General features: G+C 72.3%; 23 protein-coding genes and 1 tRNA gene. 7 read left to right on the top strand and 17 right to left on the bottom strand.

Annotation, left to right across the window (positions count from 1 at the left end; genetic code table 11):
* Nucleotides 1-90: 90 nt before the first annotated feature.
* A complete protein-coding gene (locus tag KRH_RS03885; protein ID WP_012397873.1) occupies nucleotides 91-1,878 on the bottom strand; it encodes an ABC transporter family substrate-binding protein in 1,788 nt (595 codons plus the stop codon).
* A gap of 269 nt (nucleotides 1,879-2,147) precedes the next feature.
* On the opposite strand from KRH_RS03885, the gene KRH_RS03880 reads away from it, so the two are divergent.
* On the top strand, nucleotides 2,148-2,765 hold the full coding sequence (locus KRH_RS03880; protein WP_105590538.1) for a LapA family protein: 618 nt from the start codon (nucleotides 2,148-2,150) through the stop codon (nucleotides 2,763-2,765).
* A gap of 118 nt (nucleotides 2,766-2,883) precedes the next feature.
* On the top strand, nucleotides 2,884-5,097 hold the full coding sequence (locus KRH_RS03875) for an NADP-dependent isocitrate dehydrogenase (RefSeq protein ID WP_012397871.1): 2,214 nt from the start codon (nucleotides 2,884-2,886) through the stop codon (nucleotides 5,095-5,097).
* Between the two features lie 239 nt (nucleotides 5,098-5,336).
* Here KRH_RS03875 and tpx read toward each other — a convergent pair whose 3' ends face one another.
* The gene (gene tpx / locus KRH_RS03870) at nucleotides 5,337-5,834 is read right to left on the bottom strand and encodes a thiol peroxidase (protein WP_012397870.1); all 498 of its coding nucleotides are present in this window, start codon (nucleotides 5,832-5,834) and stop codon (nucleotides 5,337-5,339) included.
* 138 nt (nucleotides 5,835-5,972) lie between these two features.
* On the opposite strand from tpx, the gene KRH_RS03865 reads away from it, so the two are divergent.
* Both KRH_RS03865 and KRH_RS03860 read left to right on the top strand, forming a co-directional pair.
* Nucleotides 5,973-6,959: a malate dehydrogenase gene (locus tag KRH_RS03865; protein WP_012397869.1), complete on the top strand. Its 987-nt coding sequence runs from the start codon at nucleotides 5,973-5,975 to the stop codon at nucleotides 6,957-6,959.
* Nucleotides 6,960-7,277: 318 nt separating this feature from the next.
* Entirely contained in the window at nucleotides 7,278-7,841 is a 564-nt protein-coding gene (locus KRH_RS03860; RefSeq protein ID WP_012397868.1) for a GNAT family N-acetyltransferase, read from the top strand.
* A 363-nt stretch (nucleotides 7,842-8,204) separates the two neighbouring features.
* Here KRH_RS03860 and KRH_RS03855 read toward each other — a convergent pair whose 3' ends face one another.
* From KRH_RS03855 to KRH_RS03830, 6 genes are all read right to left on the bottom strand, one after another.
* Nucleotides 8,205-8,723 (bottom strand): O-acetyl-ADP-ribose deacetylase, encoded by a 519-nt coding sequence (locus tag KRH_RS03855; protein ID WP_012397867.1) that lies wholly within the window; start codon nucleotides 8,721-8,723, stop codon nucleotides 8,205-8,207.
* Between the two features lie 159 nt (nucleotides 8,724-8,882).
* Nucleotides 8,883-9,269: a YchJ family protein gene (locus KRH_RS03850; protein ID WP_012397866.1), complete on the bottom strand. Its 387-nt coding sequence runs from the start codon at nucleotides 9,267-9,269 to the stop codon at nucleotides 8,883-8,885.
* Nucleotides 9,270-9,634: 365 nt separating this feature from the next.
* Nucleotides 9,635-10,483 (bottom strand): uracil-DNA glycosylase, encoded by an 849-nt coding sequence (locus tag KRH_RS03845; RefSeq protein ID WP_012397864.1) that lies wholly within the window; start codon nucleotides 10,481-10,483, stop codon nucleotides 9,635-9,637.
* A gap of 259 nt (nucleotides 10,484-10,742) precedes the next feature.
* Nucleotides 10,743-11,417 (bottom strand): MOSC domain-containing protein, encoded by a 675-nt coding sequence (locus KRH_RS03840; protein ID WP_012397863.1) that lies wholly within the window; start codon nucleotides 11,415-11,417, stop codon nucleotides 10,743-10,745.
* A 65-nt stretch (nucleotides 11,418-11,482) separates the two neighbouring features.
* On the bottom strand, nucleotides 11,483-12,373 hold the full coding sequence (locus KRH_RS03835; RefSeq protein WP_012397862.1) for a rhodanese-related sulfurtransferase: 891 nt from the start codon (nucleotides 12,371-12,373) through the stop codon (nucleotides 11,483-11,485).
* Between the two features lie 299 nt (nucleotides 12,374-12,672).
* Nucleotides 12,673-13,359 (bottom strand): trimeric intracellular cation channel family protein, encoded by a 687-nt coding sequence (locus KRH_RS03830; RefSeq protein ID WP_012397861.1) that lies wholly within the window; start codon nucleotides 13,357-13,359, stop codon nucleotides 12,673-12,675.
* 110 nt (nucleotides 13,360-13,469) lie between these two features.
* On the opposite strand from KRH_RS03830, the gene KRH_RS03825 reads away from it, so the two are divergent.
* Both KRH_RS03825 and KRH_RS03820 read left to right on the top strand, forming a co-directional pair.
* Nucleotides 13,470-13,910 carry a GNAT family N-acetyltransferase gene (locus tag KRH_RS03825; RefSeq protein WP_012397860.1) on the top strand — a complete coding sequence of 147 codons (441 nt, stop codon included), beginning with the start codon at nucleotides 13,470-13,472 and terminating at the stop codon, nucleotides 13,908-13,910.
* Entirely contained in the window at nucleotides 13,903-15,261 is a 1,359-nt protein-coding gene (locus KRH_RS03820; protein WP_012397859.1) for a carboxylesterase family protein, read from the top strand. Before KRH_RS03825 ends, KRH_RS03820 begins: the two co-directional genes overlap by 8 nt.
* A gap of 139 nt (nucleotides 15,262-15,400) precedes the next feature.
* Here the strand turns inward: KRH_RS03820 and KRH_RS11730 are convergent, their stop codons facing one another.
* The 9 genes from KRH_RS11730 to KRH_RS03775 all read right to left on the bottom strand — a co-directional run bounded on the left by KRH_RS11730 (nucleotide 15,401) and on the right by KRH_RS03775 (nucleotide 23,759).
* Complete coding sequence (locus tag KRH_RS11730; RefSeq protein ID WP_012397858.1) at nucleotides 15,401-16,282, bottom strand: hypothetical protein; 882 nt, start codon at nucleotides 16,280-16,282, stop codon at nucleotides 15,401-15,403.
* 77 nt (nucleotides 16,283-16,359) lie between these two features.
* Nucleotides 16,360-16,932, bottom strand: a complete 573-nt coding sequence (locus KRH_RS03810) for a mismatch-specific DNA-glycosylase (protein WP_012397857.1) — start codon at nucleotides 16,930-16,932, stop codon at nucleotides 16,360-16,362.
* 255 nt (nucleotides 16,933-17,187) lie between these two features.
* A complete protein-coding gene (locus KRH_RS03805; RefSeq protein ID WP_012397856.1) occupies nucleotides 17,188-18,105 on the bottom strand; it encodes an EamA family transporter in 918 nt (305 codons plus the stop codon).
* Entirely contained in the window at nucleotides 18,102-19,085 is a 984-nt protein-coding gene (locus KRH_RS03800) for an alpha/beta fold hydrolase (RefSeq protein WP_012397855.1), read from the bottom strand. The genes KRH_RS03805 and KRH_RS03800 overlap by 4 nt, the downstream gene beginning before the upstream one ends.
* Before the next feature lie 66 nt (nucleotides 19,086-19,151).
* Nucleotides 19,152-19,631, bottom strand: a complete 480-nt coding sequence (locus KRH_RS03795) for a DUF2231 domain-containing protein (protein ID WP_012397854.1) — start codon at nucleotides 19,629-19,631, stop codon at nucleotides 19,152-19,154.
* Nucleotides 19,632-19,801: 170 nt separating this feature from the next.
* Nucleotides 19,802-20,128: a DUF3072 domain-containing protein gene (locus KRH_RS12865; RefSeq protein ID WP_012397853.1), complete on the bottom strand. Its 327-nt coding sequence runs from the start codon at nucleotides 20,126-20,128 to the stop codon at nucleotides 19,802-19,804.
* Nucleotides 20,129-20,331: 203 nt separating this feature from the next.
* A complete protein-coding gene (gene selB / locus KRH_RS03785) occupies nucleotides 20,332-22,119 on the bottom strand; it encodes a selenocysteine-specific translation elongation factor (protein WP_012397852.1) in 1,788 nt (595 codons plus the stop codon).
* Entirely contained in the window at nucleotides 22,119-23,426 is a 1,308-nt protein-coding gene (gene selA / locus KRH_RS03780; protein WP_012397851.1) for an L-seryl-tRNA(Sec) selenium transferase, read from the bottom strand. Before selA ends, selB begins: the two co-directional genes overlap by 1 nt.
* A 238-nt stretch (nucleotides 23,427-23,664) precedes the next feature.
* Nucleotides 23,665-23,759: transfer RNA gene (locus KRH_RS03775), tRNA-Sec, on the bottom strand.
* Nucleotides 23,760-23,832: 73 nt separating this feature from the next.
* On the opposite strand from KRH_RS03775, the gene selD reads away from it, so the two are divergent.
* A complete protein-coding gene (gene selD, locus KRH_RS03770; RefSeq protein WP_012397850.1) occupies nucleotides 23,833-24,870 on the top strand; it encodes a selenide, water dikinase SelD in 1,038 nt (345 codons plus the stop codon).
* The last annotated feature ends 74 nt before the right edge of the window (nucleotides 24,871-24,944 follow it).

Below are 24,944 nucleotides of genomic sequence, written 5' to 3'. Positions count from 1 at the left end.
TGGTGGTCACGACGCTGCGCGGGCGCGGGAGGCCCGTGCCCGCGCAGCGGTCATGAGGGGTGTGCCCCGGTCGACAGGTTCTCGACCGGACTACTTGCGGCTCCACTCGGAGACGTTCCAGAACACGCCGGTCTGGTTGGGCTGGTAGGTGTCCACGCCGGCGATCTTGTCCGAGGTGGCCACGTAGCCCACGGACTGGAACAGCGGCAGACCGTAGCCGTCCTCAAAGGTGTGCTTGTCGATGTCCACGATCTGGTCCACGCGGGCCTTGTCGTCGAGGTTGGTGCGCGCCTCGTCCACGAGCTTGTCGACGTCCTTGTTGGAGTACTTGGTGTAGTTGCCGCCGCCGTCGGTCTTGAAGATCTGCGAGAGCATCTCGGTGCCCACACCCGGGGAGACCCAGCCGAACAGGGAGGCGTCGTAGTCGCCGTCGGAGAGCTTCTCGGACCAGTTGGGGTCACCCAGGTCCTGCACCTTGAAGCCGGCCTTCTCCGCGGACTCCTTGATCAGCTGGAAGGTGTCCACGCGCTGCGGGTTGCCGTTGTTGTAGAGGATGCGCACGGTGGGCTTCTTGTCGCCGAGCAGCTTCTTGGCGCCCTCGATGTCCACGTCCCCGTACATCTTCTCGGCCTCGTTCTTCTCCACGGCCTTGCCGTACTCCTCCTTCTGGCTGGAGACGTACATCTGGGAGTTCAGTACGGAGGCGTCGTCCTTGACCGGCTTGATCAGCTGCTCCACGATCTTCTGGCGCGGGACGGTCTTCAGGAAGGCCTCGCGGACGTCCTTGTCCTTGAAGGTGTCGGCCCCGAAGTTCAGGTCCAGGTGGTCGTAGGCGAGCTGGTCGCCCTTCTGCACGTTCACGTTCTCGATCTGCTGGACCTGGTCCAGGGTGTCCTTGTTCACGTTGCCCGGCTGCATGATGTCCACTTCGCCGTTGCGCAGCGCCTGGATCTGGGCGGTGGGGTCCGAGATGGTGCGCACCGTGATCTCGTCCAGCTTGCCGGGCATGGTGCCCTTGTAGTTCTCGTTCTTCTTCACCGTGACGGAGTTGTTCTCCACGATGTTGTCGATCTTGAACGGGCCGCTGGAGACTAGGAGGTCCTTGTCCTCGGGCATCTTGGTGAAGTTGAAGGCGGTGTCCCAGGCCTTGCCGATCTTCTCGAGCTCGGGCTGCTTCTGGGGGTTCTTGGGGTCGCCCTTCTTCTGGTTCTCCAGCACCTTGAGCAGCTCGTCCTCGGTCATGCCGGCCTTCTTGGCCACCACGTGGGCCGGGGTGGACGCGCCACTGATGCCGATCTCCCAGTCTGCGTTCGGCTTGCCCCACGTGAGGGTCATCTTCTTGCCGTCCGCGGAGAACTTGGGCATGTCGGTGGTTCCCAGAATGTCGGTGGAGCCGGCAATCGAGAAGTAGTCCTTGCCGGACTTGCCCTCCTCGTCGGCGTCGTTCGCGTAGCCGGAGAATACGGTCCACTCGAGCAGGAGGTCCGCCTTGTCGATCTTGTTGCCGTCCGACCACTGGGTGTCGTTGAGCGTGTACTCCACGGTCAGGGGGTCGTCCGAGATTTTCTTGTAGCTGCCGAAGCCCTCGTTGGGTTGGATTTTCTGCTCCGTGTCCACGTTGTAGAAGGAGTCGTGGGTCATGGACCAGATCTTGTTGTTGATGTCCAGGTTGGTCTTCGTGTAACTCGGGTTGGCGCCGGTGAACGCGTTGGTCTCCGCCACCGTCACCACGCCGCCCTCCTGGGCGCTGGCGCTGCTGTCACCGCCGCCCTTGTTGTCGTCCCCGCCGCCGCCCACGCTGGCGCAGCCGGAGAGAGCGAGTGCGGCGATCGCCGCGACAGACACGGCAGCCTTCCCCTTGAAGGTGTACTTTCCCATGACGTTTCCTCCTGATGTGGTGCCCATGGAATGTGCGTTGCACCCCGGTGCTGGTTGAAGCAAGCCGTGGCTGGCGTCACCGTTGAGTGTGGTGCGTCTCACAGTGAACGTCAGGTTACCCGTGGTTCACCGATTCCGGGCGAGGAGTCAGCGTGTCGTGAGCGTGTCCTCATTTTTTCGTGCTCCCCGTCCACCGCGGGCACCCGTCGCCGCCCGGGATCCTGGCCTACGCTGGTGCCATCACCACGCAACCGCCCGGGAGGCCCCCAGTGAGCAGCACACCGCACGACCGTCCAGCCGCACCCCGCGTCCCCGCCGACGACGCCGCTGCCGCCCCCTCCGGCGGGGGTCCCGTTCCCGGCGGAGCGCCTCGGGACAGCCGGGGGCACGCCCCCGCGGAGCACACCGGCGCGGACCTCGACCGGCAGCCGGGCCCGGTGGGCGGTGCGCGCCGGACCGCGGGCGCCGACGTCGCCGGGACCGAGCCCGCGGGAGCCGGGCGGGCGGCGTCGTCGGCCGAGGACACCTCCCCCGGTGCCGGGACGGGCGCGCGCGAGGTCACGGGCAGCCACGAGCCCGTGGTGGACCCCGCGCTGGACACTCCCGCGAAACGGGGAGTCTCCGGAACGGTCTGGGCCGCCCTCGTCGTGGGCGCGGTGGTGCTGATCCTGCTGCTGGTGTTCATCCTGCAGAACAACGTGAACACGCAGTTCGAGTTCCTCGCGTGGACCTTCTCCCTCCCCCTGGGTGTCGCCATGCTGCTCTCGGCCATTGCCGGGGCGCTGATCATGGCCCTCGTGGGGTCGGTGCGGATGTTCACGCTGGGCCACCGGCTGCGCAAGCTCGAGAAGGAGCGCGAGCGCATCAAGCACACCCTGGGCAGCTGACGCCGGAGAGGGTGGTCACACCCGCGGATCCGCGCCCGTCACGGCGGGTCCGCGCGGGCGGGACAGCGGTAGGCTGGCGGGTAGCCCCAGTGACCGTCGATGCAAGGAGTCATTGTCCATGCCCAAGATCATCTACACCGAGACCGACGAAGCGCCCATGCTGGCCACGTACTCGTTCAAGCCCATGGTCGAGGCGTTCGCGTCCACGGCCGGGGTGGAGGTCGAGACCCGGGACATCTCCCTGGCCGCCCGCATCCTGGCGCAGTTCCCGGACCGGCTCACGGACGCGCAGCGCGTCCCGGACACCCTCGGGGAGCTCGGGGAGCTCGCGAAGACGCCGGAGGCCAACATCGTGAAGCTTCCCAACATCTCGGCCTCCATCCCGCAGCTCAAGGCCGCCATCAAGGAGCTGCAGGCCGACGGCTACGACCTGCCGGACTACCCGGAGGACGCCTCCTCGGACGAGGCCAAGGACGTCCGCGCGCGCTACGACCGCGTGAAGGGCTCCGCCGTGAACCCGGTGCTGCGCGAGGGCAACTCGGACCGCCGGGCGCCCAAGGCCGTCAAGGAGTACGCCAAGAAGCACCCGCACACTATGGGCGCGTGGTCCGAGGACTCCAGGACCAACGTGGCCACGCTGGGCCACGACGACTTCCGCACCAACGAGCAGTCCGTCGTGATGCCCGCGGACGACACCCTCACCATCCAGCTGGTCAGCGACGGCAAGACCACCGTGCTCAAGCAGTCGGTGCCCGTGCTCGCCGGTGAGGTGGTGGACGCCACGTTCATGAGCGCCGCCGCCCTGGACGAGTTCCTGACGGCCCAGGTGGTCCGCGCCAAGGAGGAGGGCATCCTGTTCTCCGCCCACCTCAAGGCCACCATGATGAAGGTCTCGGACCCCATCATCTTCGGCCACGTGGTCAGCGCGTTCTTCCAGGACGTCATGGAGCGCTACGGCGCGGACCTGGCCAAGGCCGGACTCTCCCCCAACGACGGACTGGCCGGGATCCTCTCGGGCCTGGACGCCCTGGAGAACGGCGCCGAGATCAAGGCCGCGTTCCAGGAGGCCATCGACAACGGCCCCGAGCTCGCCTACGTGAACTCGGACAAGGGCATCACCAACCTGCACGTGCCCTCGGACGTGATCGTGGACGCCTCCATGCCCGCGATGATCCGCACCTCCGGCCAGATGTGGGGCCGCGAGGGCGAGCAGAAGGACACCCTGGCCGTGCTGCCGGACTCCTCCTACGCCGGTGTGTACCAGACCGTGATCGACGACTGCCGCGAGAACGGCGCGTACGACCCCACCACCATGGGCACCGTGCCGAACGTCGGTCTCATGGCGCAGAAGGCCGAGGAGTACGGCTCCCACGACAAGACCTTCGAGATCACCGAGGCCGGCACCGTGCAGGTGGTCAACTCCGCCGGGAACGTGCTCATGTCCCACGACGTCCAGCCGGGTGACATCTGGCGTGCGTGCCAGGCCAAGGACGCCCCCATCAAGGACTGGGTGCAGCTGGCCGTGCGCCGCTCCCGCGAGTCCGGGATGCCCGCGGTGTTCTGGCTGGACGAGTCCCGCGCCCACGACCGCAACCTGATCGAGAAGGTCAACACCTACCTCGCCCAGGAGGACACCGACGGGCTGGACCTCCGCATCCTCTCCCCCGTGGAGGCCACCCAGTTCACCATCGACCGCATCCGCCGCGGCGAGGACACCATCTCGGTGACCGGCAACGTGCTGCGCGACTACCTCACGGACCTGTTCCCCATCCTGGAACTGGGCACCTCCGCGAAGATGCTCTCGATCGTGCCGCTCATGAACGGCGGCGGCCTCTTCGAGACCGGTGCCGGCGGCTCGGCCCCCAAGCACGTGCAGCAGCTGCAGGCGGAGAACCACCTGCGCTGGGACTCCCTCGGTGAGTTCCTGGCGCTTGCGGCTTCCTTCGAGCACCTCGCCACGCGCTTCGACAACCCCAAGGCGCAGGTCCTCGCGGACACCCTGGACCGGGCCACGGGCACGTTCCTGAACGAGAACAAGTCCCCGTCCCGCAAGGTCAACGAGCTGGACAACCGCGGGTCGCACTTCTACCTGGCCATGTACTGGGCCGAGGAGCTCGCCCGGCAGACCGAGGACGCCGAGCTGGCCCAGGCCTTCCGGGAGGTGGCCTCCGAGCTGCGCGCCAACGAGGAGACCATCAACGCCGAGCTGCTCGGCGTGCAGGGCTCCCCCGCGGACCTCGGCGGCTACTACTGGCCCAAGCCGGAGCTGGTCTCGGGAGTCATGCGCCCGTCCGCCACGCTGAACCGGATCGTGGACTCCCTCACGGCCTGATCCGACCCGCACGCGGCGCACCTGTGGGCGCGCCGCGTGCGCCGCGCGGTCCTCGGACCGCTCGCTGCTGTGACGACGCCGCCGCGCCCCCTCGTCGGGGACGCGGCGGCGTCGTCGTGTCTGGTGTGGTGGGCCGGGCTCAGCCCGGCGAGGGCATCGAGCTCGCGCGGGGGCAGGGCACTACGCGCGGGTCAGGAGGGCGCGAGCTCAGTCCCCCGTCCGGCGCGGGAGCTGCCGGGTCAGGACAGGGCGGCCACGGCGGCGTCGTAGTCCGGTTCCTCGGTGATCTCGGGGACGAGCTGGGTGTGGACCACCCGGCCGTTCTCGTCCACGACCACCACGGCGCGCGCGAGCAGGCCCTCGAGCGGGCCGTCCGTCATGGTCACGCCGTAGTCCTCGCCGAACGAGGAGCGGAACGCGGAGGCGGTGACCACGTTGTCGAGTCCTTCGGCGCCGCAGAAGCGCGCCTGCGCGAACGGGAGGTCCTTGGACACGCACAGCACGGCGGTGTTCTGCAGCTCGGACGCGCGCTTGTTGAACTCGCGCACGGACTGGGCGCACACGCCGGTGTCCAGGGACGGGAAGATGTTGAGCACCATGCGCTGGCCGGTGAACTCGTCCGACGCCACGGGGCCCAGATCGGCGCCGACCAGGTCGAAGGCGGGGACGGAGGTGCCCTCGGCGGGCAGCTCGCCCACGGTGTGCACGGGATTTCCTTGGAATGCGGTGTCAGTCATGACTCCATTGTGGGCCGACGCGGTGCCGCGCGCACAGGTGCTTATGCCGTGCGCTGAACCGGTGCGCTGATACTGTCGGTCACACCGTGCCCGTTGTGACGCACCACACACGCGTTACGCACCCCAGGAGGAATCACCGTGAGCCTCACACCCGTCACCGTGGCCGTCACCGGAGCCGCCGGCCAGATCGGCTACAGCCTGCTTTTCCGGATCGCCCACGGGGACATGCTGGGCCGCCAGCGCCCCGTCCGGCTGCGGCTGCTGGAGATCCCCTCGGCGCTGCCCGCCCTGGAGGGCACCGTCATGGAGCTGCAGGACTGCGCGTTCCCGCTGCTCGCTGACGTGGAGATCGGCTCGGACCCCCGCGAGGTGTTCGACGGCGCCCAGCTGGCCCTGCTCGTCGGTGCCCGCCCGCGCACCAAGGGCATGGAGCGCGGCGATCTGCTGGAGGCCAACGGGGCGATCTTCACCGAGCAGGGCAGGGCGCTGAACGACGTGGCGGACCACGACGTCCGCGTGGTGGTCACGGGCAACCCCGCCAACACCAACGCACTGATCGCCCAGCGCAACGCCCCGGACATCCCCGCCTCCCGCTTCAGCGCGCTGACCCGCCTGGACCACAACCGGGCGGTGGCCATGCTCGCCGCGCAGACCGGAGCGTCCGTGGACGATGTGAAGCACCTCTCCGTGTGGGGCAACCACTCCGCCACCCAGTACCCGGACCTGGACCACGCCCGGGTGGCCGGTCGCCCGGCCCTGGACCTGGTCTCCCGCGAGTGGGTGCAGGACACGTTCATCCCCACGGTGGCCAAGCGGGGTGCCGCGATCCTGGAGGCCCGCGGGGCGTCGTCGGCGGCGTCTGCAGCGAACGCGACCATCGACCACGCCCGGGACCTCATGCTGGGCAACCACCGCGGCGACTGGACCTCGATGTCCGTGGTCTCGGACGGCTCCTACGGTGTGCCGGAGGGCTTGGTCAGCTCCTTCCCGGTGACCACGTCCGGAGGGGACTGGTCCATCGTGCAGGGCCTGGACATCTCCGAGTTCTCCCGGGCGCGCATCGACGCCTCCGTGGCGGAGCTGGAGTCGGAGCGCGCCGCGGTGCAGGAGCTGGGCCTGATCTGATCAGGCCGCGCCGCCGGGGCCGCACCGCTCGTGGACGCCGCCTCCTCCCAGGAAAAAGTGCAGGTTTTGCCGACACTGGGTCGAATTTGGGCAAAAGCTGAACTTAAGCCCATGTGGTGCGGGCGCGGGGGCCTTGCAGCAGTCCCCTACTGCTTCCCTCCGTCGTCCTCCTAACGCAATTACTCCGCTAATGCTGATTTGGGCTCGCCCATCTGCATTTACTCCACACGAGAGCTGGCCAACCCGTTCATGACCGCCCACGCCACCATCTGTCCTGCATGATGTCGTGGACCGAGCAAGCCACCGGAGAGGTGCCAGGTGAGTGACCACAGCATGGAGCGCGCCGAGCAGCCGGAGCTGGAGCCGGAGCCGGAGCCCGATGAGATATTCATCCGGCCTGCGTGTCTAGCGGACGACAGGATTCTGGCCCGTATCGACCACGCCGGATGGTCTCCGCGCACCGATCCCGGTGAGCACTGGAGTGCCGACCGGCCGTTCTTCGGAGCGCCCACGGGAACCACGGTGCAGGACGTGCTGGTCGCCTGGCAGTCCGAGATCATCGTGGGCTACATCACGATACGCCCAGAGTTAGGGCCGTTCGGCGACTGGTATATCGCCGGACTGGCGGCGGCTCCGGCAGCGCACAGACAGGGAGTGGCTCGCCAGCTCGTGCGCGCGGCGTTGGATCGAGCCGCTCAGCACGACGGCCACCAGGTCTGGCTGAAGGTGCTGTCCACCAATGTCCCCGCCATCCGGCTGTACTTGTCCCTCGGCTTCGTGGAACTCTCAAGGACCCGAGGGAGCTTCAGGCAACGACCGGGCGCGGATGACCTGCGACTCGCGCGGTCATTGCGGGGTCTTCCCACGGAATTCGTCGGTTGAGAATACCGCTCCCTGCCCGGCAGAGCTGGCATCTCCTGAGCGGATGTCCGCGCCCTTGTCACGTGAGCTTCGCGCGCGAGATGTCCTGACGCTCGGTGCATTGCGGAACACGGAGCGACACCTCCTTCGTCTCGGTCACCGGCGGGAATGGGCTCTGAAACGGAGGAGTGCACGGTACCGGCACCGCTCAGCCTTTTTTGCCGCCAGCGGCCCCAGGAAAAAGTGCAGATTTTGCCGAAACGGGGTCGAGTTTCGGCAAAATCTGCACGTAACCCTGGGTGGTGCGGGCGTGAGGGTGCCGCGGCGGGTCAGTTGCGCCGCGCCGGGTCAGTGGTGGCTGGTGGATCGGTTCCGCGCGGCGGGTCAGGCCCGCGCGGCCTCGAGGGCTGCTCGGAAGGCGGTTTCCGCGTCCGCCGAGAACGGCACGAACACCACGGTCTCCACCGTCGTGTCCGTGGCCAGCACCGTGTCCACCGCGATCTTTGTGGCGCTGTCCATGGGCCATCCGTAGATCCCCGCGGAGATGGCCGGGAACGCCACCGACCTCGCACCGATCTCGTCCGCCACGCGCAGCGACTCCCGGTAGCAGGACGCGAGGATGTCGCTCTTGTCCTTGGTCTTGGCGTAGACCGGGCCCACCGTGTGGATGACCCAGCGCGCGGGGAGCTCGTAGCCGCCCGTGGCCACGGCCTGACCCGCGGGGAGGCCGTCCTGCAGCGTGGTCTCCCGCAGCTTCCGGCACTCGGCCAGCAGCTGCTTGCCCGCGGCCCGGTGGATCGCCCCGTCCACTCCCCCGCCGCCGAGCAGCGTGGAGTTGGCCGCGTTGACGACCGCGTCCGTCTCGACCCTGGTGATGTCGCCCTTGCGGATCTCGATGTTCATGGGCCAACCCTACTGCGGCACCTCGCGGCGGGGGCGGCCGCGCGGGCGGGCCGGATCCGGGCGTGCCGCCTGCGGGGATGACGCCGCCCGCAGGCCTCGGTCCCGTCCGGCACCTCGCGGCGCGTTCCGGTGCCGCGCCGCACCTGCCGGGACGGGCGCTCAGCAGGCGGCCGGCCCCACGTACATCCAGCGGCCCGCGCGCCGCGCGAACTCGGAGATCTCGTGCATGCTGCCGGGCCGGCCGGCCGTGACGTGGTGTGCGGTGAACTCCACGATGCCGTGCTCGTCCTCCGGTCCCCCCGCGGCCACGCTGTCCACCTGCAGACCGGCCCAGCGGGTGTCCGGGTCCACCGTCGTGTCCGCCGGGCGGGTGCCGGGGTGCCACGTGCGGAACAGGTGGTCCTCCGCACCCAGGGCGAACGCCGTGTACCGCGAGCGCATCAGCGCCTCGGCCGTTTCGGGCCACGCATCGTTCGCGAGCGCCGGCCCGCAGCACTGCTCATAGGACGCACCGGCAGGGACACCACCGCAGGGACACACGTTCATGGTCGTCCAGCCTACCGGCGAGGCGCCGAACGCCACAGGGCCGCCCATGCCCGCCATCACGTGGCAGCGCGGCCGAGCCCACCGGGCTACCGCGTCACCGGGCCCCGGGCGCCTCCATGACAGCCGCCTCGGACACCCACGCCTCGCCCCCGCCGCGCCCCAGATGCCCTGACTCCATGGTCCGCGTGTTCTCCTCGCGCGCCCACGCCCCCTTCGCGCCCGCGAGACCGTGGCGCGGCACCACTCGCCCCGCTCGACCGGATCGCAGACCGTGCGCACCCGGGCGACCGGCCCCGCCACGTGCCTGGACGGGCGAGCCCGCCGGACTGCTGCAACACCGGGCCGTCGGGCACTCGGCGCCCCGATCAGGTGCCCGCCGAGGCGGCCAGGGCCAGGGCGCCGTCGAGCATCTGCTCGGTGAGCAGACCCGTGAAGGTGTTGCGCTGGCTCACGTGGTAGCAGCCCACCAGCCGCACGTCCCGGCCGTCGGGGGTGCGCAGGGGCACGACGACGCCGTGCCCGAACTTCGGGCGCGGCCGGGGCACTTCCCAGCCCATCCGCACGGCCGCGGCGAGCACGGTCTGCCACGCGATGCCGCCGAGCGCCAGGATGCCCCGCAGCTCGGTGAGCAGGGCGATCTCACGGTCGAACCAGCCACCGCACGCGGCCTTCTCGTCGGGCGTCGGTTTGTTGGCGGGCGGGGCGCAGCGCACGGGGGCGACCATGCGGACCCCGTGCAGTGCCTGGCCGTCGCCGGCGGTGCTCACGGTCTCGTGCTCGGCGAACCCCGCGCGGTGCAGGGCCGCGTAGATCCAGTCCCCCGCCCGGTCCCCCGTGAACATGCGCCCCGTGCGGTTCCCGCCGTTCGCCGCGGGGGCCAGCCCGATGACCGCCACGCGCGCCCGGGGGTCCCCGTAGGACGGCACGGGTCTGCCCCAGTACGGCTCGCCCGCGAAGGATGCGCGCTTGGTCTCCGCCACGTCCTCACGCCACTGCACGAGCCGTTCGCACGCACGGCACACGCTGGCCATCGCGTTGAGCTGGTCCACGTCCTCGGCGGTCGCGGCGAGATCGCGCACCGCGGCGGCGTCGTGCGCCACGGGGGTGTCTGTGGCGGCGGGGTCCTCGGGCCACCCTGTGCCGGGCGGCACCGGCGAGGGGAACGGCTGCCCGGTGAGGGGGTGCGGCAACGGGTGGGCGGCGTCCTGGGTCATCGCGGGTTCCTTCTCGCTGCTCGGTGTCTCGGACGGGGTGCGTGTCGGGGCTGGATCGAGAACGGGGCGCGATACTGCCCGGGACCGTTGGCGCACCCGGCGGGAACCGCGTCCTGCAGGGGTGATCGGGGCCCGGGGTCGTTTCCGGGCGCACGGCGCAGGGCGAGTCCGGATCGGGCCGGGACGGGACGGGTCGACCCCGCACGCGCGAGCGGCAGGTGCGCCGGGTGCGGGCCCGGACGGCGGCGGCGTCGTGCGCTCACAGCAGACCGTTCTCCCCGAGTCGGCGCAGGACCTTGCGGCGCCACTGCTCCGGGAACTCGGGCGCGGACGCCAGGCCACGGTATGCCTCCCGGTCCACGGTCCCGGCGGCCATGATGCGCACGACGTCGCCCACGGACACCGCACCCGAGGGCCGGCTCATGAATTCAAAGGCGTCCCCGGCGCCCACGTGGCCCTCCCGCAGGACCCGCAGGTAGAAGCCGGTACGGGCCGTCCGCTCCATCTCCCGCGGCAGGTCCCAGTCCGACCAGCGGCGCGAGATGGTGTTGCAGGGGGTCCGCGGCTGGGTGACCTGGACCAGTGCGGTGCCCACCTGGAACGTGTCGCCCAGGAACACGCGGTCCTCCGTGGCACCGCGCAGGGTGAGGTTCTCCGAGAACGCCCCGGGGCCGAGGTCCCGCCCCTCCGCGCACCACGCGTCGTAGTTCTCGGCCGCGTAGCAGCACACCGCCTTGTCCGGACCGCCGTGGTGCTGGAGGTCGCCCTGTTCGTCCCCGATGAACCCGGTGCCGCTCAGGAAGAGCCTCCCGGTACGCGGTGACTTCTCGGCGGCGGTCTCCAGCTCCCGGCCGTCCCACCGGTGAGCCCGCACCTCCCCGGTGTGCAGGGCGGTCACTGCGGCGTCGGTGACGGTGGGTTGAGGGTTCTCCACGGTGGTCTCCTGGTCTCGGGGTGGGTGACGGCGGCCGCCACGGGGTCGTGCGAGTGGCTGGTCCGTCAGGCGGCCACCGGGACGCAGTCCGCGCACCGGGTCCGGGCTCCCGCGCCCGTGCAGGTCTCGCAGCACAGGAACAGCCGGCGGCACTGCTGGTTGGCGCAGTTCACGTACCGGGGCGTGGCCTCCCCGCACTGCACGCACCGCCCCAGGGACCGGGCCGAGAGCGAGAACTCCATGTGCCGGCGCTCGTCGAAGACGTAGAGGGACCCGTCCCACAGGCCGCGGTCCCCGTAGGCCTCCCCGTAGCGCACGATCCCGCCGTCCAGCTGGTACACGTCCCGGAACCCGCGGTTGCGCAGCAGCCCGCTCAGCACCTCGCAGCGGATCCCGCCGGTGCAGTAGGTCACCAGGGCCTTGTCCTTGAGATGGTCGTAGGCGCCGGAGTCCAGCTCCCGCAGGAAGTCCCGCGTGGTCTCGGTGCGGGGCACGACGGCGCCGCGGAATCTCCCGATCTCCGCCTCCAGCTGGTTGCGGCCGTCGAAGAACACCACGTCCTCACCGCGCCGCTCCACGAGCTCGTGCACCTCGTGGGGTGTCAGGTGTGTGCCTCCGCCCTCCACGCCGTGCTCGGTGACGCGGATGAGGTCCGGGGCGTCGAACGTCACGAGCTCCGGGCGGACCTTCACGCTCAGCCGTGGGAAGTCGTCCCCCGCCCCGTCGGACCACTTGATGTCCGCGTGCTGGAACGGGGCGTACTCCTTGAGGCCGCGGACGTAGGCCTTCACGTCATGGATGTCCCCGCCCACGGTGGCGTTGATGCCCTGCTCCGAGACGATGATCCGGCCCTTCACCCCGGAGCGCTGCGCGAGGTTCAGCTGCCACAGCTTCACGGCCTCCGGGTCCGCGAGCGGGGTGAACACGTAGAACAGCACGATCTTGGGGACGGACATGGAACCAGCGTAGCGGGGGCCCTGCGGACGGAGAGGCGCACGCCCCGGCGGGCCAGTTCCGGGCTGGGCCGCCGAGACCCGTGTGCGTCATCTGGAGAGCGCAGAGGTGTTGTCCCCCCATCCAGCCCACAGGCCCGGGTAGTCTGCGACCGTGAGCATCCTCCCCCAGCACCCGAGCGCGCAGCGCCCCCTTCCGCCGCGCGTCCTTTGTGCGGTGGGCCGTGTGAGCGGGGTGCCCGCACTCGAGGGAGGGGCCCGTGGCACCGCGCGCCGGCCACGGCAGGGCCCCGGGCCGAGGCTCAGCCGCGGCGCGTGTGCTTGCCCGGCGTGGGGTGGCGCCGCAGCCGTTTCAGCGCCCCGGGGCTGAGGTTGGCGGGGCCGGGCAGGCGCCAGCCGAAGCGCCGCGCGGACACGCTGAGCACGGCGCTGAGCACGATGGCCCCGGCCATGCCCCACGTGGGGTGCCCGAGCACGGAGAGCAGGGCCATGAGACCGCTCGCGAGCAGCGCACTTGTGGCATAAAGGGTGTTGCCCCCGAAGATCGCGGGCAGCCGGCCCACGGCGATGTCGCGGATCATGCCGCCGCCCACCGCCGTGACCACGCCCAGCAGGATCGCGGGCGGCCACGCGAGCCCCGCGCCGAGCGCCTTGACGGTGCCGGTGGCGGCCCAGCAGCCCACGGAGAGGCAGTCCGCGACGAACAGCGCCCGGAAGGTCCACTTGCTGCCGAAGACCATGAGGTAGGCGACCAGTGCGCCCGCGAGCGCCGTGGTGAGGTACGCGGGATTGGTCAGCGCCACGGGGAACCCCTGCTGCAGGAGGGTGTCGCGCAGCATGCCGCCGCCCAGTCCCGAGACGATCGCGAGCACCACGAACCCCACGAGGTCCATGCGCAGCTGCCGGGCCACCACCCCGCCCAGGATGCCGTTGGTGAGCACGCCCAGCAGGTCCACGACGTCGAACACGGCCTCCGCCTCGAGCTCCACCGGGTGCCGCCTCCTCTGACCGTGTCCGCCGCTGTCCGGGGACCAGCATAGGGCCCGGCCGCACGGGCACCGCCGCTGCGCATGTCGGACGGGTGGGCCAGGATGGTCCCATGACCGACGTTCGTCCCGGATACACCCTGCTGGAGGGTCCGCCCTCCGTGGTCGACTACCTCGCACTGCGCCGGGACACCGGCATGCACCCCAAGACCCGCGAGCAGGCCGAGGCCGGCATTGCGGGTGCGTGGGCCGCCGTGCACGTGCGCCACGTCCAGAGCGGGGCCACGGTGGGCATGGGCCGTGTGATCGGGGACGGCGGGTGGTACTTCCACGTGATCGACATGGCCGTGCTGCCCGAGCACCAGCGTCAGGGCCTGGGAAGCGCCGTCCTCGAGCACCTGCTGGACACCATCCGCGCCTCCGCTCCCCCGGGCGCCTACGTGAGCCTCATGGCCGACGGTCCCGGCCAGCCCCTGTACGCGCGTCACGGCTTCGAGGACAGGGCACCGCGCACCGTCGGGATGAGCCTGCGTCTGGAGGGCCCCGGTGACTGAGACCCCCGCTGGCGCCGGAGCGCCCCGCTGGAGTGCTCCGTGCGGCACCGTGATCGGACGCCACGACGGCCCCGTGGACCGGGCCACCGGCATCCGGTACGCCCGCGCGGGACGGTACGAGCGTCCGCAGCCGGCAGCCGCGGCGTCGTCCCCCGTCCACGCCACGGAGCCCGCGCCCGCGTGCCCGCAGCCACCCATGCCGTTCCTGGACGAGATCGTGGGCAGCAACATCGGGGACCTGCCCCAGGACGAGGACTGCCTGAGGCTGTCTGTGACGGTACCGGCGGGCACCCCCGCGGATGCCTCGCTGCCCGTGATGGTGTGGATCCACGGGGGTTCCTACGCGGCCGGTGGAGGGGACGCCCCGTTCTACGACCCCGCCGCGCTCGTGGCCGAGCAGCACGTGGTGGTGGTCAGCGTGACCTACCGGCTGGGGCTGCTCGGCTTCCTCGGCAACGGGGAGGACATCCCCGCCAACCTGGGGCTGCTGGACATCGTGGCCGCGCTGCGCTGGGTGCGGGAGAACATCGCGGCGTTCGGCGGGGACCCCGGTAGCGTGACGGCTTTCGGGCAGTCCGCGGGCGGGGACGCCGTGGCGCACCTCATGGTCGTGCCGCAGGCCCGGGGCCTGTTCCGGAGGGCGATCATCCAGAGCGCGCCCTTCGGACTGCTCAGGGGCCGGGCGAGGATGAGCGCCCTCATGGCCGCCACCGCCGCACCGCTGGCCCGGGACGCGCCGCTGGAGCAGGTGCGCGCCGTGCAGCAGCGGGTGGCCCAGGCGGCCGTGCGGCACGGGCTCAAGGGGCAGATGCCCTTCGGGCTGCAGTACGGCCACGACCCCCTGCCCGCGGAGGCCGAGCTCGACACGGCGTGGCGGGAGGCGGCGCCGCACGTGGAGGTCCTCGTGGGCCACACCACGCGGGAAGCGGCCCTGTTCACCGCCCGCATCCCACCACTGCTCTCCCGGATGCAGCACCCCCGCAGGGCCAGACGCGTGGAGCGGCTGCTCATCACGCCCTTCACCCGGCGCCTCTACGGCCGGGGCGCGGAGCGCTTCGCGCAGCGCCACGCGCAGGCCGGGGGCACCGGGTACCGGTACGAGTTCTCGTGGGGTGTGGGCCGCAACCCGGTGGCAGGTGCGCACATCTCGGAGTTGCCCCTGCTGTTCCCGGGCCACGACGTGTGGGAGCGCACCCCGCTGGTGGAGGGGCACACGTGGGAGCAGGTCCTCTCCGACGGCGCCCGGCTGCGCCGCGCGTGGGCGGACTTCGCCCGGGGCGGCACACCGCGCAGCGACCCCCGAGCGGGGCTGCGGGTGCTGCCCCTCACCGGGGCGGCGTCGAGCCGCTGACATCATCGCGGATCGTTGTCGGCGTCACCCGGAGGTGACGCGCACGTGGTCCGGGCGTCGTCGTGCAACTGACCTCCGTGCGGACCGTTCACGCGGCGCCGGCAGGTGCAGCACGCGGTCCGGGGCGTCCGCGGGGGTCTCAGACCCGCAGCCGCTCCAGTCCGGGGTGCGTCATGATGCCGTCCGGCCCGTACACGGCATGCACCGCGGCCGCGCACACGTAGGGAGCCGCGGGCCCGTGGAGCATGAGGGGCTCGGTGTCCGGGAAGTCGAACACCACGTTCCAGTTCTCCGGCTCGGGGTAGAGGGCGGTGGCTCCGCCGTACCAGAAGCTGAGCCACCGCCCGTCCCCGCGCTGGCACAGCGCGCGCCGGTCGGTGACGATCACCCGGGCCTGCTGGATCTCCCGCCACTGGGTCTGGGCCGCCTGCTCGGCAGCCTTGCGACGGGACGAGTTGGCCAGGGTGGTGGCGCCGTAGGCCGCCACCACGTAGGACGTGCTGCCGAAGAAGAACCCGCTCGTGTGCTGGTACACCGCATCCGTGCCGTAGTACCGGGCGTAGTCCGCGGGGGCGTCGATGATCAGCCGCTCGCCCGGCTGGAGCACCACTCCCCACACCTGGCCCGCGTTCGGCACCTGGTCCGCGGCCAGCATGCGGGACAGCTCCTTGGCACCGGCCCAGTAGCTCTGCGCCTCGTCCTGGGTGGCCACGACGGCGCGCTCGCTCCTGGTGTAGCGCCCCGCGCGGTTCTCGTGCACGCGCCACGAGCGCCACAGGCTGCGGACCAGCAGCACGGCGAACCAGATGAATCCCACCACGGAGGCAATCAGCAGCACCCCGGCCAGCAGGACCACCGCCCCGCTCGACGCGAGCTGACCGGTGACCCCGCACACCGTGTAGAGCACCGCGCACGCGGCCATGCCCGCCACGGGTCGCAGCCACCGGTGAGAGGCCCATGCCGACCGGAACCGGTTCACGGCACCCGGCGAGGACGTGGGGGGATCTGCGTGCTCTGACATCGGCCGCCTTTCGGGGTCACCCGCGCGGCGCGTGGTGCCGGGCGGGAGGGGGGACTTCCGATGCTACCGCCGGGGTGCTACCGGCCCGGGAGGACACCCGCGGCCCGGGCGATCTCGGCGTAGGCGTGCGCAAGGTCGTCCAGGGAGGAGTGGGCGTTGAGTCCGCTGGGGTTGGGCGCCACGAACAGCGCGGTGCCCGGCCAGGGCGCGTCCTGCCTGCCCGTGGCAGCGCCGGGGCGCTCGAACGCCTCCCGGTAGGCCGTGATCCCCAGCACCGCCACCACGGCCGGGTGGTGCTCCCGGACGAGGCGGTCGAGCCGGCGGGCGCCCTCTCGCAGCTCCTCCCGGGTGAGTTCGTCCGCCCGTGCGGTCGCGCGCGGGCACACGTTGCTGATCCCGATCCCACGGCCCGTGAGCTGGGCGAGGTCTGCGGGGTCGTAGCCGGCCGCGGCGTCGATGCGCGTGTCCGTGATGCCCGCACGGTGCAGCGCCGGGTAGAACCGGTTGCCGGGACGGGCGAAGTGCGCTCCCGTGGCCGCGGTCCACAGCCCCGGGTTGATGCCCACGAACAGCAGCCGCAGAGGATCCGGCAGCAGATCCGGGACGGTGCGGTCCCGGTAGGAGTCCAGCTCGGCGCGTGTGAAGCCCATGGGCACCGATCCTAGGCCTGCGCTCCGACGCCGCACGGGCCCGGGCCCGCTCGCCGCGCCCCGGTGGCCTCGTGGCGTCGTCATCGGGGCCCCATCGTCTCAGCTCCGTCGTCGAGACCCCGTCGTCAAGGCTCCGTCGCGGGATGGCCCGCCGCGACGGAAACCCCGAGACAGCGGGCCACGAGACGGAGGGCCCCGGAACAGCGGCCCGCACGCACGGCCCGCAGATCCCCCCGACCGTGAGGTGACCCGGGATCAGGGTGCGGGTGGCAGGAGGTCCTCCGGGGTGCGGCGGCCCGGTCTGGGTCCGGAGCGCACCGCCGCCACGCTGGCGAGGATCACGAGCCCCATGCCGCACAGCTCGAGGGGCCCCAGGGCCTGCCCGAGCAGCAGCCAGCCCACCAGCGCCGCCACCGCGGGGGCCGTGCTGACCAGGATGGAGAAGGTCTCCGCGGCGAGCCGTCGCAGTGCCGCGAGCTCCAGCGCGTACGGCAGCGCGGAGGACATCACCGCCACCGCGAGCCCCACCAGCAGCACCCACGGCTGCAGCAGGGCCGCGCCACCGCTGACGATCCCGAACGGGGCCGCGAGCACCGCTCCGACCACCATGGCCATGGCAAGTCCCTGGACTCCCGCGAACGAGCGGCCCGCCTGCCGGGACATCAGGATGTACAGCACCCACATGCCCGCGGCGGCGAGCGCGAACAGCACACCGCTGAGGTCCGGGGCCCCGGTTCCGGGGCCCACCCCGCTGAGCAGCAGCACCCCTGCGAACGCGAGCGCGGCCCACAGCGCACCGCTCACTCGGCGGGAGAGCACCACGGAGAGCACGAGCGGGCCGAGCAGCTCGATGGTCACCGCCACCCCCAGCGGCAATCTGGCGATGGCCTGGTAGATCAGCATGTTCATGGCGCCCAGGGCGGTCCCGAAGCCCAGCACCACTGGCAGGTCCGCACGGGTCAGGGCGGACCACCGCGGGCGCACGACGACGCTCAGCACCACCGCGGCCAGCGCGAGCCGGAGGAACACGGCGCCCAGCGCTCCGACCTCGTCGAAGAGGGATACGGCGACCGCAGCCCCCGTCTGGGTCACGAGGGCGGCCGCGAGCACCAGGACCACGCCCTGGGTGGTGGCGCTGTCCCCGCCGGCGGAGCTATCGGGCGGGCCGCTCACGCCCGGTGGTCTGCGAGCAGGAACGTGCGCAGTGCCTTGGTGAACTGCTCCGGCCGGTCCGCGTGCACCCAGTGGCTTGCGCCGCGCACGGTGATCCGCACGGTCTTGGGGAACAGCGCCCGCATGGCCGGGGCGTCCGCCTCCTGGATGTACGGCGAGTTCTCCCCCGCCACCCACAGGACGGGGCCCGGGTAGCTGAGCCCGGCGACGTCGTCGGCCGGCCAGGCCCCGATCACCCCGAGCTCGTCGTGCAGCAGGTCCAGGTTGGGCTGCCAGCCGAAACCGCCGTCCCGGTGCCGCAGGTTCTGCAGGAGGAACCCGCGGACGGTGTCATCGGGGATGTCGGCGCGCAGGGCGGCGTCGGCCTGGGAACGGTGGGTGATGCCGGTGAGGTCCAGGCGCTTGAGCGAACCGAGCAGGTGCTCGAAGTTGCCGCGCGAGGAGGTGGTGTCCGCCTCCTGCGAGTCCACGGGGGCGATGTCCTCGACCACGAGCCGGCGCACGAGATCGGGGTGGCGCAGCGCCAGCACCATCGCCACCTTCCCGCCCATCGAGTGCCCCACCACGTCCACGGGGCCCGCGGCGGCGAAGTCCGCACTCAGCTGCTCGGCCACGGTGTCCGCCATGGCGGCGTAGCCGAAGCTCTCGGTCCACGCGGACTCACCGTGGTTGGGCAGGTCCACGAGCAGGCAGCTGAACTCGGGCTGCAGCCCCTTGGCGATGTTGGTGAAGTTCTTGCCCCGCCCGAACAGTCCGTGCAGGAACACCACACGGTGCTCCCCCGAGCCGATGAGCGTGGTCTTCAGTGTGGGTCTGGGGTCCTGGGGCACGGGGGTCAATCTACTGCGCGGGCGCGGAGCCCGGCAAAGCCGACGACGACGCCGCCAGCGCGCCCCGGCGTCGTCGGGCCCGGTTGTTGTCGGGCCGGGTTGGTGCCCGGCCGGGCTGTCGCCGGGTAGGGCTGTCGCGGGACGGGGCATCGCCGCGCGGTCGCCAGGCGGGCTGTCCCCGCGGCGTCGTCGGGCCGGCTACCCACCGCGCGCGGGTCAGCCGGGGAAGTCACCCCACACCAGCTGCGCCCCGGCGTGGCCCGTGAGCGCCACCATCACCAGGGAGAAGGCCGCCGCGAGCACCGCAAGCACCCGCAGGGCCAGCAGCACGGTCTCCCGGCGGGCGAAGCGGTCCGCAGTGAGCCAGCGCTGCGCCGCGTAGAGCAGAACCGAGATGCCGAGGCACAGAGCCACGGCCACCACCAGCAGGTCCGCGTACTGCGCGTGCGGACCCACCTGACCGGGGGCGTGCTCGCTGAGACCCATGGCGGGCAGCAGGGCCTCGCCCGTGCTCTTGGCGAGCAGGGAGGCCGCGAAGGCCACGGCGCTGACCCCCACCGTGACGGTGCCGAGACGGGCGCGCCAGCGCGGCACGGTGGCCCAGAGGAGAAGGAGGACCGCACCCACGGGAGCGGCGACGACGGACAGGTGGACGAGGAGCGGATGGGCGGGCAGTCCCGCGATCGATGCGAACACGCGATCATCATCGGCCGGGAATCGGTTGCCCACAAGCAAGTTGAGGCTTTCCTGTCTCGGCAAACACCCAGGATGGCCCGGCACACCGGGTGGAGCTGTGCGCCGCATGGAAAACGCCCCGCAGCGGCCTGGACGTCAGGCGCGCGCGGGGCGTGGTTCCGGCAGCGGGGTCAGTTCGAGGAGCCCTTGAGCCGCTCGATGTGCTCCGAGGCCTGGGCCTTGGTGAGGTCCGCGGGCAGCTCCTCGCCGGCCTGCTTGGCGAGGGTGTCCAGGTAGGACTTCTGGGCCGCGGTCATGGGCTCGTCGCCGCTGACCCAGTCCGAGGGGTCCTTCTCCAGCGACGAGTCCTGGGCGTCACCGGTGGCGCCGATGGTCTCGCCCTGCGGCGCACCGTTCTGGGCGGCTCCACCCTGCGGCACGGAGCCGTCCGGGGTGCCGTTCTCGAGCGGGGGCTGCTCGTTCTGCCTCTGGGGATCCTGGGCGGGGGTGTCGGTCATGGGTGCTCCTCCGTGCTCGTGCGGGCCGGTCGGCTCCGGGCCCGCGGGATCGGGATGCGCGCCGGGGGCCTCGGTGGGGCGGGGTCTCCCGCCCCGGCTCTCGGCACTGCCGGTGTCGTGTCCCAGACCTTAGTGGCCCGCGGGCCGACCGGGGAGGGGTTTCGCTCACGGCGCGCAGTCCGGGGACCCCCTGCCGGGTCCCCTCAGCGCACGATGCTGCGGGTGGTGCCATCCTCCCGACGGGTCCATCCCCTGGCATCGAGGTGCTCGAGCAGCGGGATCGCCACCCTGCGGGTGGTCCCCCACGCCTGCCGGGCCTGGCTCGTGGTGAAGGGCTGCGGGAGGCGGGCGAGCTCGCGCATCGCGAGCGCGGGCGCGGTGGGCAGCAGCACGACGTCGCCCGGCAGCCGCAGCAGCCGACCGAGCCGCTGCGCCGCGGCGAGTTCGCGCGGACCGAGCCGCAGCGCATCGAGGTCGTGGGCCTCGGGGGCCGCGAAGGGCTGGGCACGCAGCCGGGCCTCCAGTGCGGCCACGCCCTGCTCCGCGGCGCCGAGTCCGCCCGGCCGTCCGGGCACCGCGAGGTACCCGTCCCGGTCCGCGAGCCCCGCGCGGTCGACCACGGCGGCCAGGACGTGCGCCCCGGGCTCACCGAGCACCGTGCGTGCGGCCCCGCGGGACAGCCCCGGTGCCAGCGGCTCCCCCTCGTGGGCGGCCTCCACGGCAGCGCGCAGCCGGGTGGCCCACTCCTCCAGGCGCGGGGCGTGAATCCACCACTGCCCGGTGGACACCACGTCGTCCGGCAGGGTTCCATCCGTGGCAAACCCGAGCAGCCGCAGCCGCTGCAGCGGGACCGCCCCGTGCTTGACGGTCTCCGCCACCGGGTCCCCGAGGTCGGGGATCCGGGCGAGCCGGGCGGCCTCGCGGGTGCCGTCACCGCGGCGGGACAGCGCGGGCGGGTCCACGTCCAGCACCCGGGCACCGCCCACGACCACGCGGGCCCCCGGGTAGCGCAGCACGAGCCCGTCGCCCGGCAACAGGGTCAGGGCGTGGTCCAGCTGCAACCGCGCGTGCTCGGCGTCCAGCGGCCGGATCCTCGCGCCCACGCCCGCGGTGCCCGCGTGGACCACGAGCTCCTCGGGGACCTCGATGAACGGCGCCCCGCCGTTGCGGCGCACCTCCAGGACCTCCGTGGCGGGCCAGGTCTCGGGGGTCAGGAGCACGTCACCACGGTGGATCGTGTCCCGGTCGGCCCCGCGCAGGTTCACGGCCACCCTGGCGGTGGGCCCGATCTGCGTCACGGAGCGGTTCTGGCTCTGCAGCGAGCGCACGGTGACGGTCTGCTGCCCCTCCACCCCGCGCAGCGTCATCCGGTCGCCGGTGCGCAGCGTCCCCGCCGTGAGCGTGCCGGTGACCACGGTCCCCGCCCCCGAGATGGTGAAGGCGCGGTCGATCCACAGCCGCACGCGCGCCGTCGCGTCCGGTTCCGGCACGTCGTGCAGCACGGCGTCCAGCGCGTCGCGCAGCTCGTCCAGACCCGTGCCCTGCCGCGCGGAGACGACGACGGCGGGGGCCTGCGCGAGTCCCGTGCCGGCGAGTTCTGAGCGAGCGCGGGAGATCACGGCGTCGACCCGCTCCGGGGCACGGTCCTCCTTGGTCACCACGATCAGCCCGTGGCTGATCCCGAGGGCGGCCACGGCGTCCCGGTGGTCGCCGGACTGCTCCTGCCAACCCTCGTCCGCGGCGACCACGAAGCACACCACCGGTGCGGGCCCGACCCCCGCGAGCATGTTCCCGAGGAAGCGTTCGTGCCCGGGGACGTCCACGAACGCCACGTGCGTGCCCGAGGGCAGCTCGGTCCACGCGAAGCCGAGGTCGATGGTCAGCCCGCGCTGCTTCTCCTCGTCCCAGCGGTCCGGTTCGATGCCGGTGAGTGCCCGGACCAGGGTGCTCTTGCCGTGGTCCACGTGACCGGCGGTCGCCACCACGTGCATCAGCGGAGCCCCTCCAGCGCCGCCGTCACGGCGTCGGCCAGGTCCCGGTCACGGGATTCCGGCACGCAGCGCAGGTCCACGAGGCACGCGCCGTCGTGCACCCGGGGCAGCACGGCCGGGCGCCCGAGGCGCAGGGAGCGGGCGGTGGCCTCGGGCAGCCGCACGGCCCACCCGTGCAGCGGCACCCCCGGGGCGCCGCCGCCGCCCACACGACCGTCGTGGGGCACGACCTCCGCGCCCACCGCGGCGGCCAGGGCTTCCGCGCGTTCCCGCAGGCGGCCGGGTTCCGCGTGCAGGGCGACGTCGACCGGCGTCGCGCCCCCGCGCAGGGTCGCCTCGAGGGCCGCGAGCGTGAGCTTGTCCGCGCGCACCGCCCGGGCCAGCGGGAAGCGCGCCAGGCGCCGGACCGTCTCCGCACGCCCGAGCAGCAGGCCCGCCTGGGGGCCGCCGAGGAGCTTGTCCCCGCTCGCGATCACGGCGTCCGCCCCGGCCTCCAGGGCCTCCGAGAGGCTCGGCTCGTCCGGGAGCGCGGGGTCCGGGGTCAGCAGGCCGCTGCCCACGTCCACCACGAGCGGCACGCCGTGCTCGTCCGCGAGGGACCGCAGCTCCCGCAGCGGCACGGCCGAGGTGAAGCCCGCCACCCGGAAGTTGCTGGGGTGGACCTTGAGGATGCACCCGGTCTCCGGACCCAGCGCGGCCGCGTAGTCGTCCGGGTGGGTGCGGTTGGTGGTGCCCACCTCGCGCAGACGCGCCCCCGTGGACTCCATGAGGTCCGAGAGCCGGAACCCCGCGCCGATCTCCACGAACTCCCCCCGGCTGACGACCACCTCGCGGGTGCCGGCCAGGGCCGTGGTGGCGAGCACCAGCGCGGCGGCGCCGTTGGTCACGACCAGCGCGTCCTCGGCAGCGGGGCACGCCTCCAGCAGAGCCTCCCGGGCACCCTCGCCGCGCGCCGAGCGCTGCCCGGTGGCCAGCTCCAGCTCCACGTCCACGTAGCCGGAGGCGTCGAGAACGGCCTGCCGCGCGGCGTCGGAGAGCGGGGCCCGGCCCAGGTTGGTGTGCACCACCACGCCGGTGGCGTTGAGCACCGGGGTCAGGCTGCTCGCGCCGCGGGTGCTCAGGCTCGTGACCACCGCGTCCACCACGGCCTCCGGGGCGATCTCACCGGCCCGCGCGCGCTGCTGGACGGCGAGGACGGCGGCTCGCACCGCGGCGTCGCCCAGTCCTCCGGCCGCCGCACGGACCCGCGGGTCCGCCAGCACGCGGTCCGTGCGGGGGATGCGACGGCGGGGGTCCTCTGTGCTCACGATGCTCCTCGGGTGGATGATGGGAGGCCGTGTCCCACGGCCGTCCCGGTTGCGCGTCGGCCCTTCAACGCCCGGGTGAGCGCGCGCCCCGGGATGCGGCGGGAGCTGCGCACGGGTGCCCGCGAAGGCCCCGCGCGCGCCCACCGCGAGCACTGGGGCGTGGCAGCCTCCCGGGTGGGCGGCCGACCGGCCGCGGGCGTGGTCGCAGCAGTCCCCGGGGTCCTGATGCTCGAAAGGTTGGCGGAGGCGGACGGGAATCGAACCCGCCAGACCGAGGTGCTCGGTCTCACCGGTTTTGAAGACCGGGGCGCCCACCAGGACACGGACGCCTCCGCGGCCGAATGTACCACCGCCCGCGGACCCGCATGCTCAGCAGCCTGTCGGAGCGCGTTCCTACACTGGCCCCATGAGCGAACGCACCACGGACTCCCCCGCCCAGGACCCCGCAGCGGGTCTCGGCCGCCTCACGAGCTACGCCCACGGCGGCGGCTGCGCGTGCAAGATCCCCCCGGGAGAGCTGGAGGACGCGGTGCGCGGGCTGACTGGTCAGAACGCGCCGGACGTCCTCGTGGGCCTGGACGACGGCGACGACGCCGCGGCCGTTCTCGTGCGCCCGGACCTCGCGGTCGTGTCCACGGCGGACTTCTTCACCCCCGTGGTGGACAGCGCCCACGACTGGGGCCGGATCGCCGCCGCCAACGCCCTCTCGGACGTCTACGCCATGGGCGGCACCCCGGTGGTGGCCATCAACCTGGTGGGCTGGCCGCGCGAGCTGCTGCCCATGGAGCTGATGTCCGAGGTGCTGCAGGGCGGGCTGGACGTTGCCGCGCAGGCCGGCTGCCCGGTGATCGGCGGGCACTCGATCGACGCCCCCGAGCCCACGTACGGCATGGCGGTCACGGGCACCGCGGACCCGCAGCGCCTGCTGCGCAACGACGCCGCACGGCCCGGTCTGCCGATCACCCTGACCAAGCCGATCGGCGTGGGGCTGCTCAACAACCGGCACAAGGCCACGGGCGAGGTCTTCCCCGCGGCGATCGAGACCATGACCGCTCTCAACAGGGACGCCTCGCGGGCCGCGCTGGCGGCCGGGGTCGAGGCGGCCACGGACGTCACGGGATTCGGCCTGCTGGGCCACCTGTACAAGATGTGCCGCGCCTCGGGCGTGGGCGCCACGATCGACGCCGCCGCCGTGCCCCTCGTGGAGGGAGCCGCCGACGCGCTGCGGGACGGATTCGTTTCGGGCGGCACGCGGCGCAACCTGGACTGGGTGCGACCCCACCTCGCGGCGGGCTCAGGCGTCACGGAGGACACCCTGCTGCTGCTCTCGGACGCCCAGACCTCGGGCGGGCTGCTCGTGGTGGGCGAGGTCCCGGGCTACCCGGTGATCGGCGAGACCACCGCGCTCCCGGAGACCACGGACACCCTGGTCACCGTGCGCTGAGCCGGATTCGAGGCCCTATTCCTTCGGTCCTCGTGCGCGGGGGAACCACCCGGTGGCCAGGATCGAGAGGCCGA

This window comes from Kocuria rhizophila DC2201 (assembly GCF_000010285.1).
GTDB classification, from domain to species: domain Bacteria; phylum Actinomycetota; class Actinomycetes; order Actinomycetales; family Micrococcaceae; genus Kocuria; species Kocuria rhizophila_A.
The sequence above is the reverse complement of the archived record's forward strand: the minus strand, read 5'-3'. Positions and strand labels throughout refer to the sequence as shown.

Bases quoted from the DNA above. Each gene is read 5' to 3' on its own strand.
- KRH_RS03835 (WP_012397862.1), bottom strand. From the start codon at position 12,373: ATGTCCGTCCCCAAGATCGTGCTGTTCTACGTGTTCACCCCGCTCGCG.
- KRH_RS03885 (WP_012397873.1), bottom strand. From the start codon at position 1,878: ATGGGAAAGTACACCTTCAAGGGGAAGGCTGCCGTGTCTGTCGCGGCG.
- selB (WP_012397852.1), bottom strand. From the start codon at position 22,119: ATGCACGTGGTGGCGACCGCCGGTCACGTGGACCACGGCAAGAGCACC.
- KRH_RS03850 (WP_012397866.1), bottom strand. From the start codon at position 9,269: ATGAACGTGTGTCCCTGCGGTGGTGTCCCTGCCGGTGCGTCCTATGAG.
- KRH_RS11730 (WP_012397858.1), bottom strand. From the start codon at position 16,282: ATGTCAGAGCACGCAGATCCCCCCACGTCCTCGCCGGGTGCCGTGAAC.
- KRH_RS03810 (WP_012397857.1), bottom strand. From the start codon at position 16,932: ATGGGCTTCACACGCGCCGAGCTGGACTCCTACCGGGACCGCACCGTC.
- KRH_RS03825 (WP_012397860.1), top strand. From the start codon at position 13,470: ATGACCGACGTTCGTCCCGGATACACCCTGCTGGAGGGTCCGCCCTCC.
- KRH_RS03875 (WP_012397871.1), top strand. From the start codon at position 2,884: ATGCCCAAGATCATCTACACCGAGACCGACGAAGCGCCCATGCTGGCC.
- KRH_RS03845 (WP_012397864.1), bottom strand. From the start codon at position 10,483: ATGACCCAGGACGCCGCCCACCCGTTGCCGCACCCCCTCACCGGGCAG.
- KRH_RS03800 (WP_012397855.1), bottom strand. From the start codon at position 19,085: ATGCCCCGTCCCGCGACAGCCCTACCCGGCGACAGCCCGGCCGGGCAC.
- selD (WP_012397850.1), top strand. From the start codon at position 23,833: ATGAGCGAACGCACCACGGACTCCCCCGCCCAGGACCCCGCAGCGGGT.
- tpx (WP_012397870.1), bottom strand. From the start codon at position 5,834: ATGACTGACACCGCATTCCAAGGAAATCCCGTGCACACCGTGGGCGAG.
- KRH_RS12865 (WP_012397853.1), bottom strand. From the start codon at position 20,128: ATGACCGACACCCCCGCCCAGGATCCCCAGAGGCAGAACGAGCAGCCC.
- KRH_RS03855 (WP_012397867.1), bottom strand. From the start codon at position 8,723: ATGAACATCGAGATCCGCAAGGGCGACATCACCAGGGTCGAGACGGAC.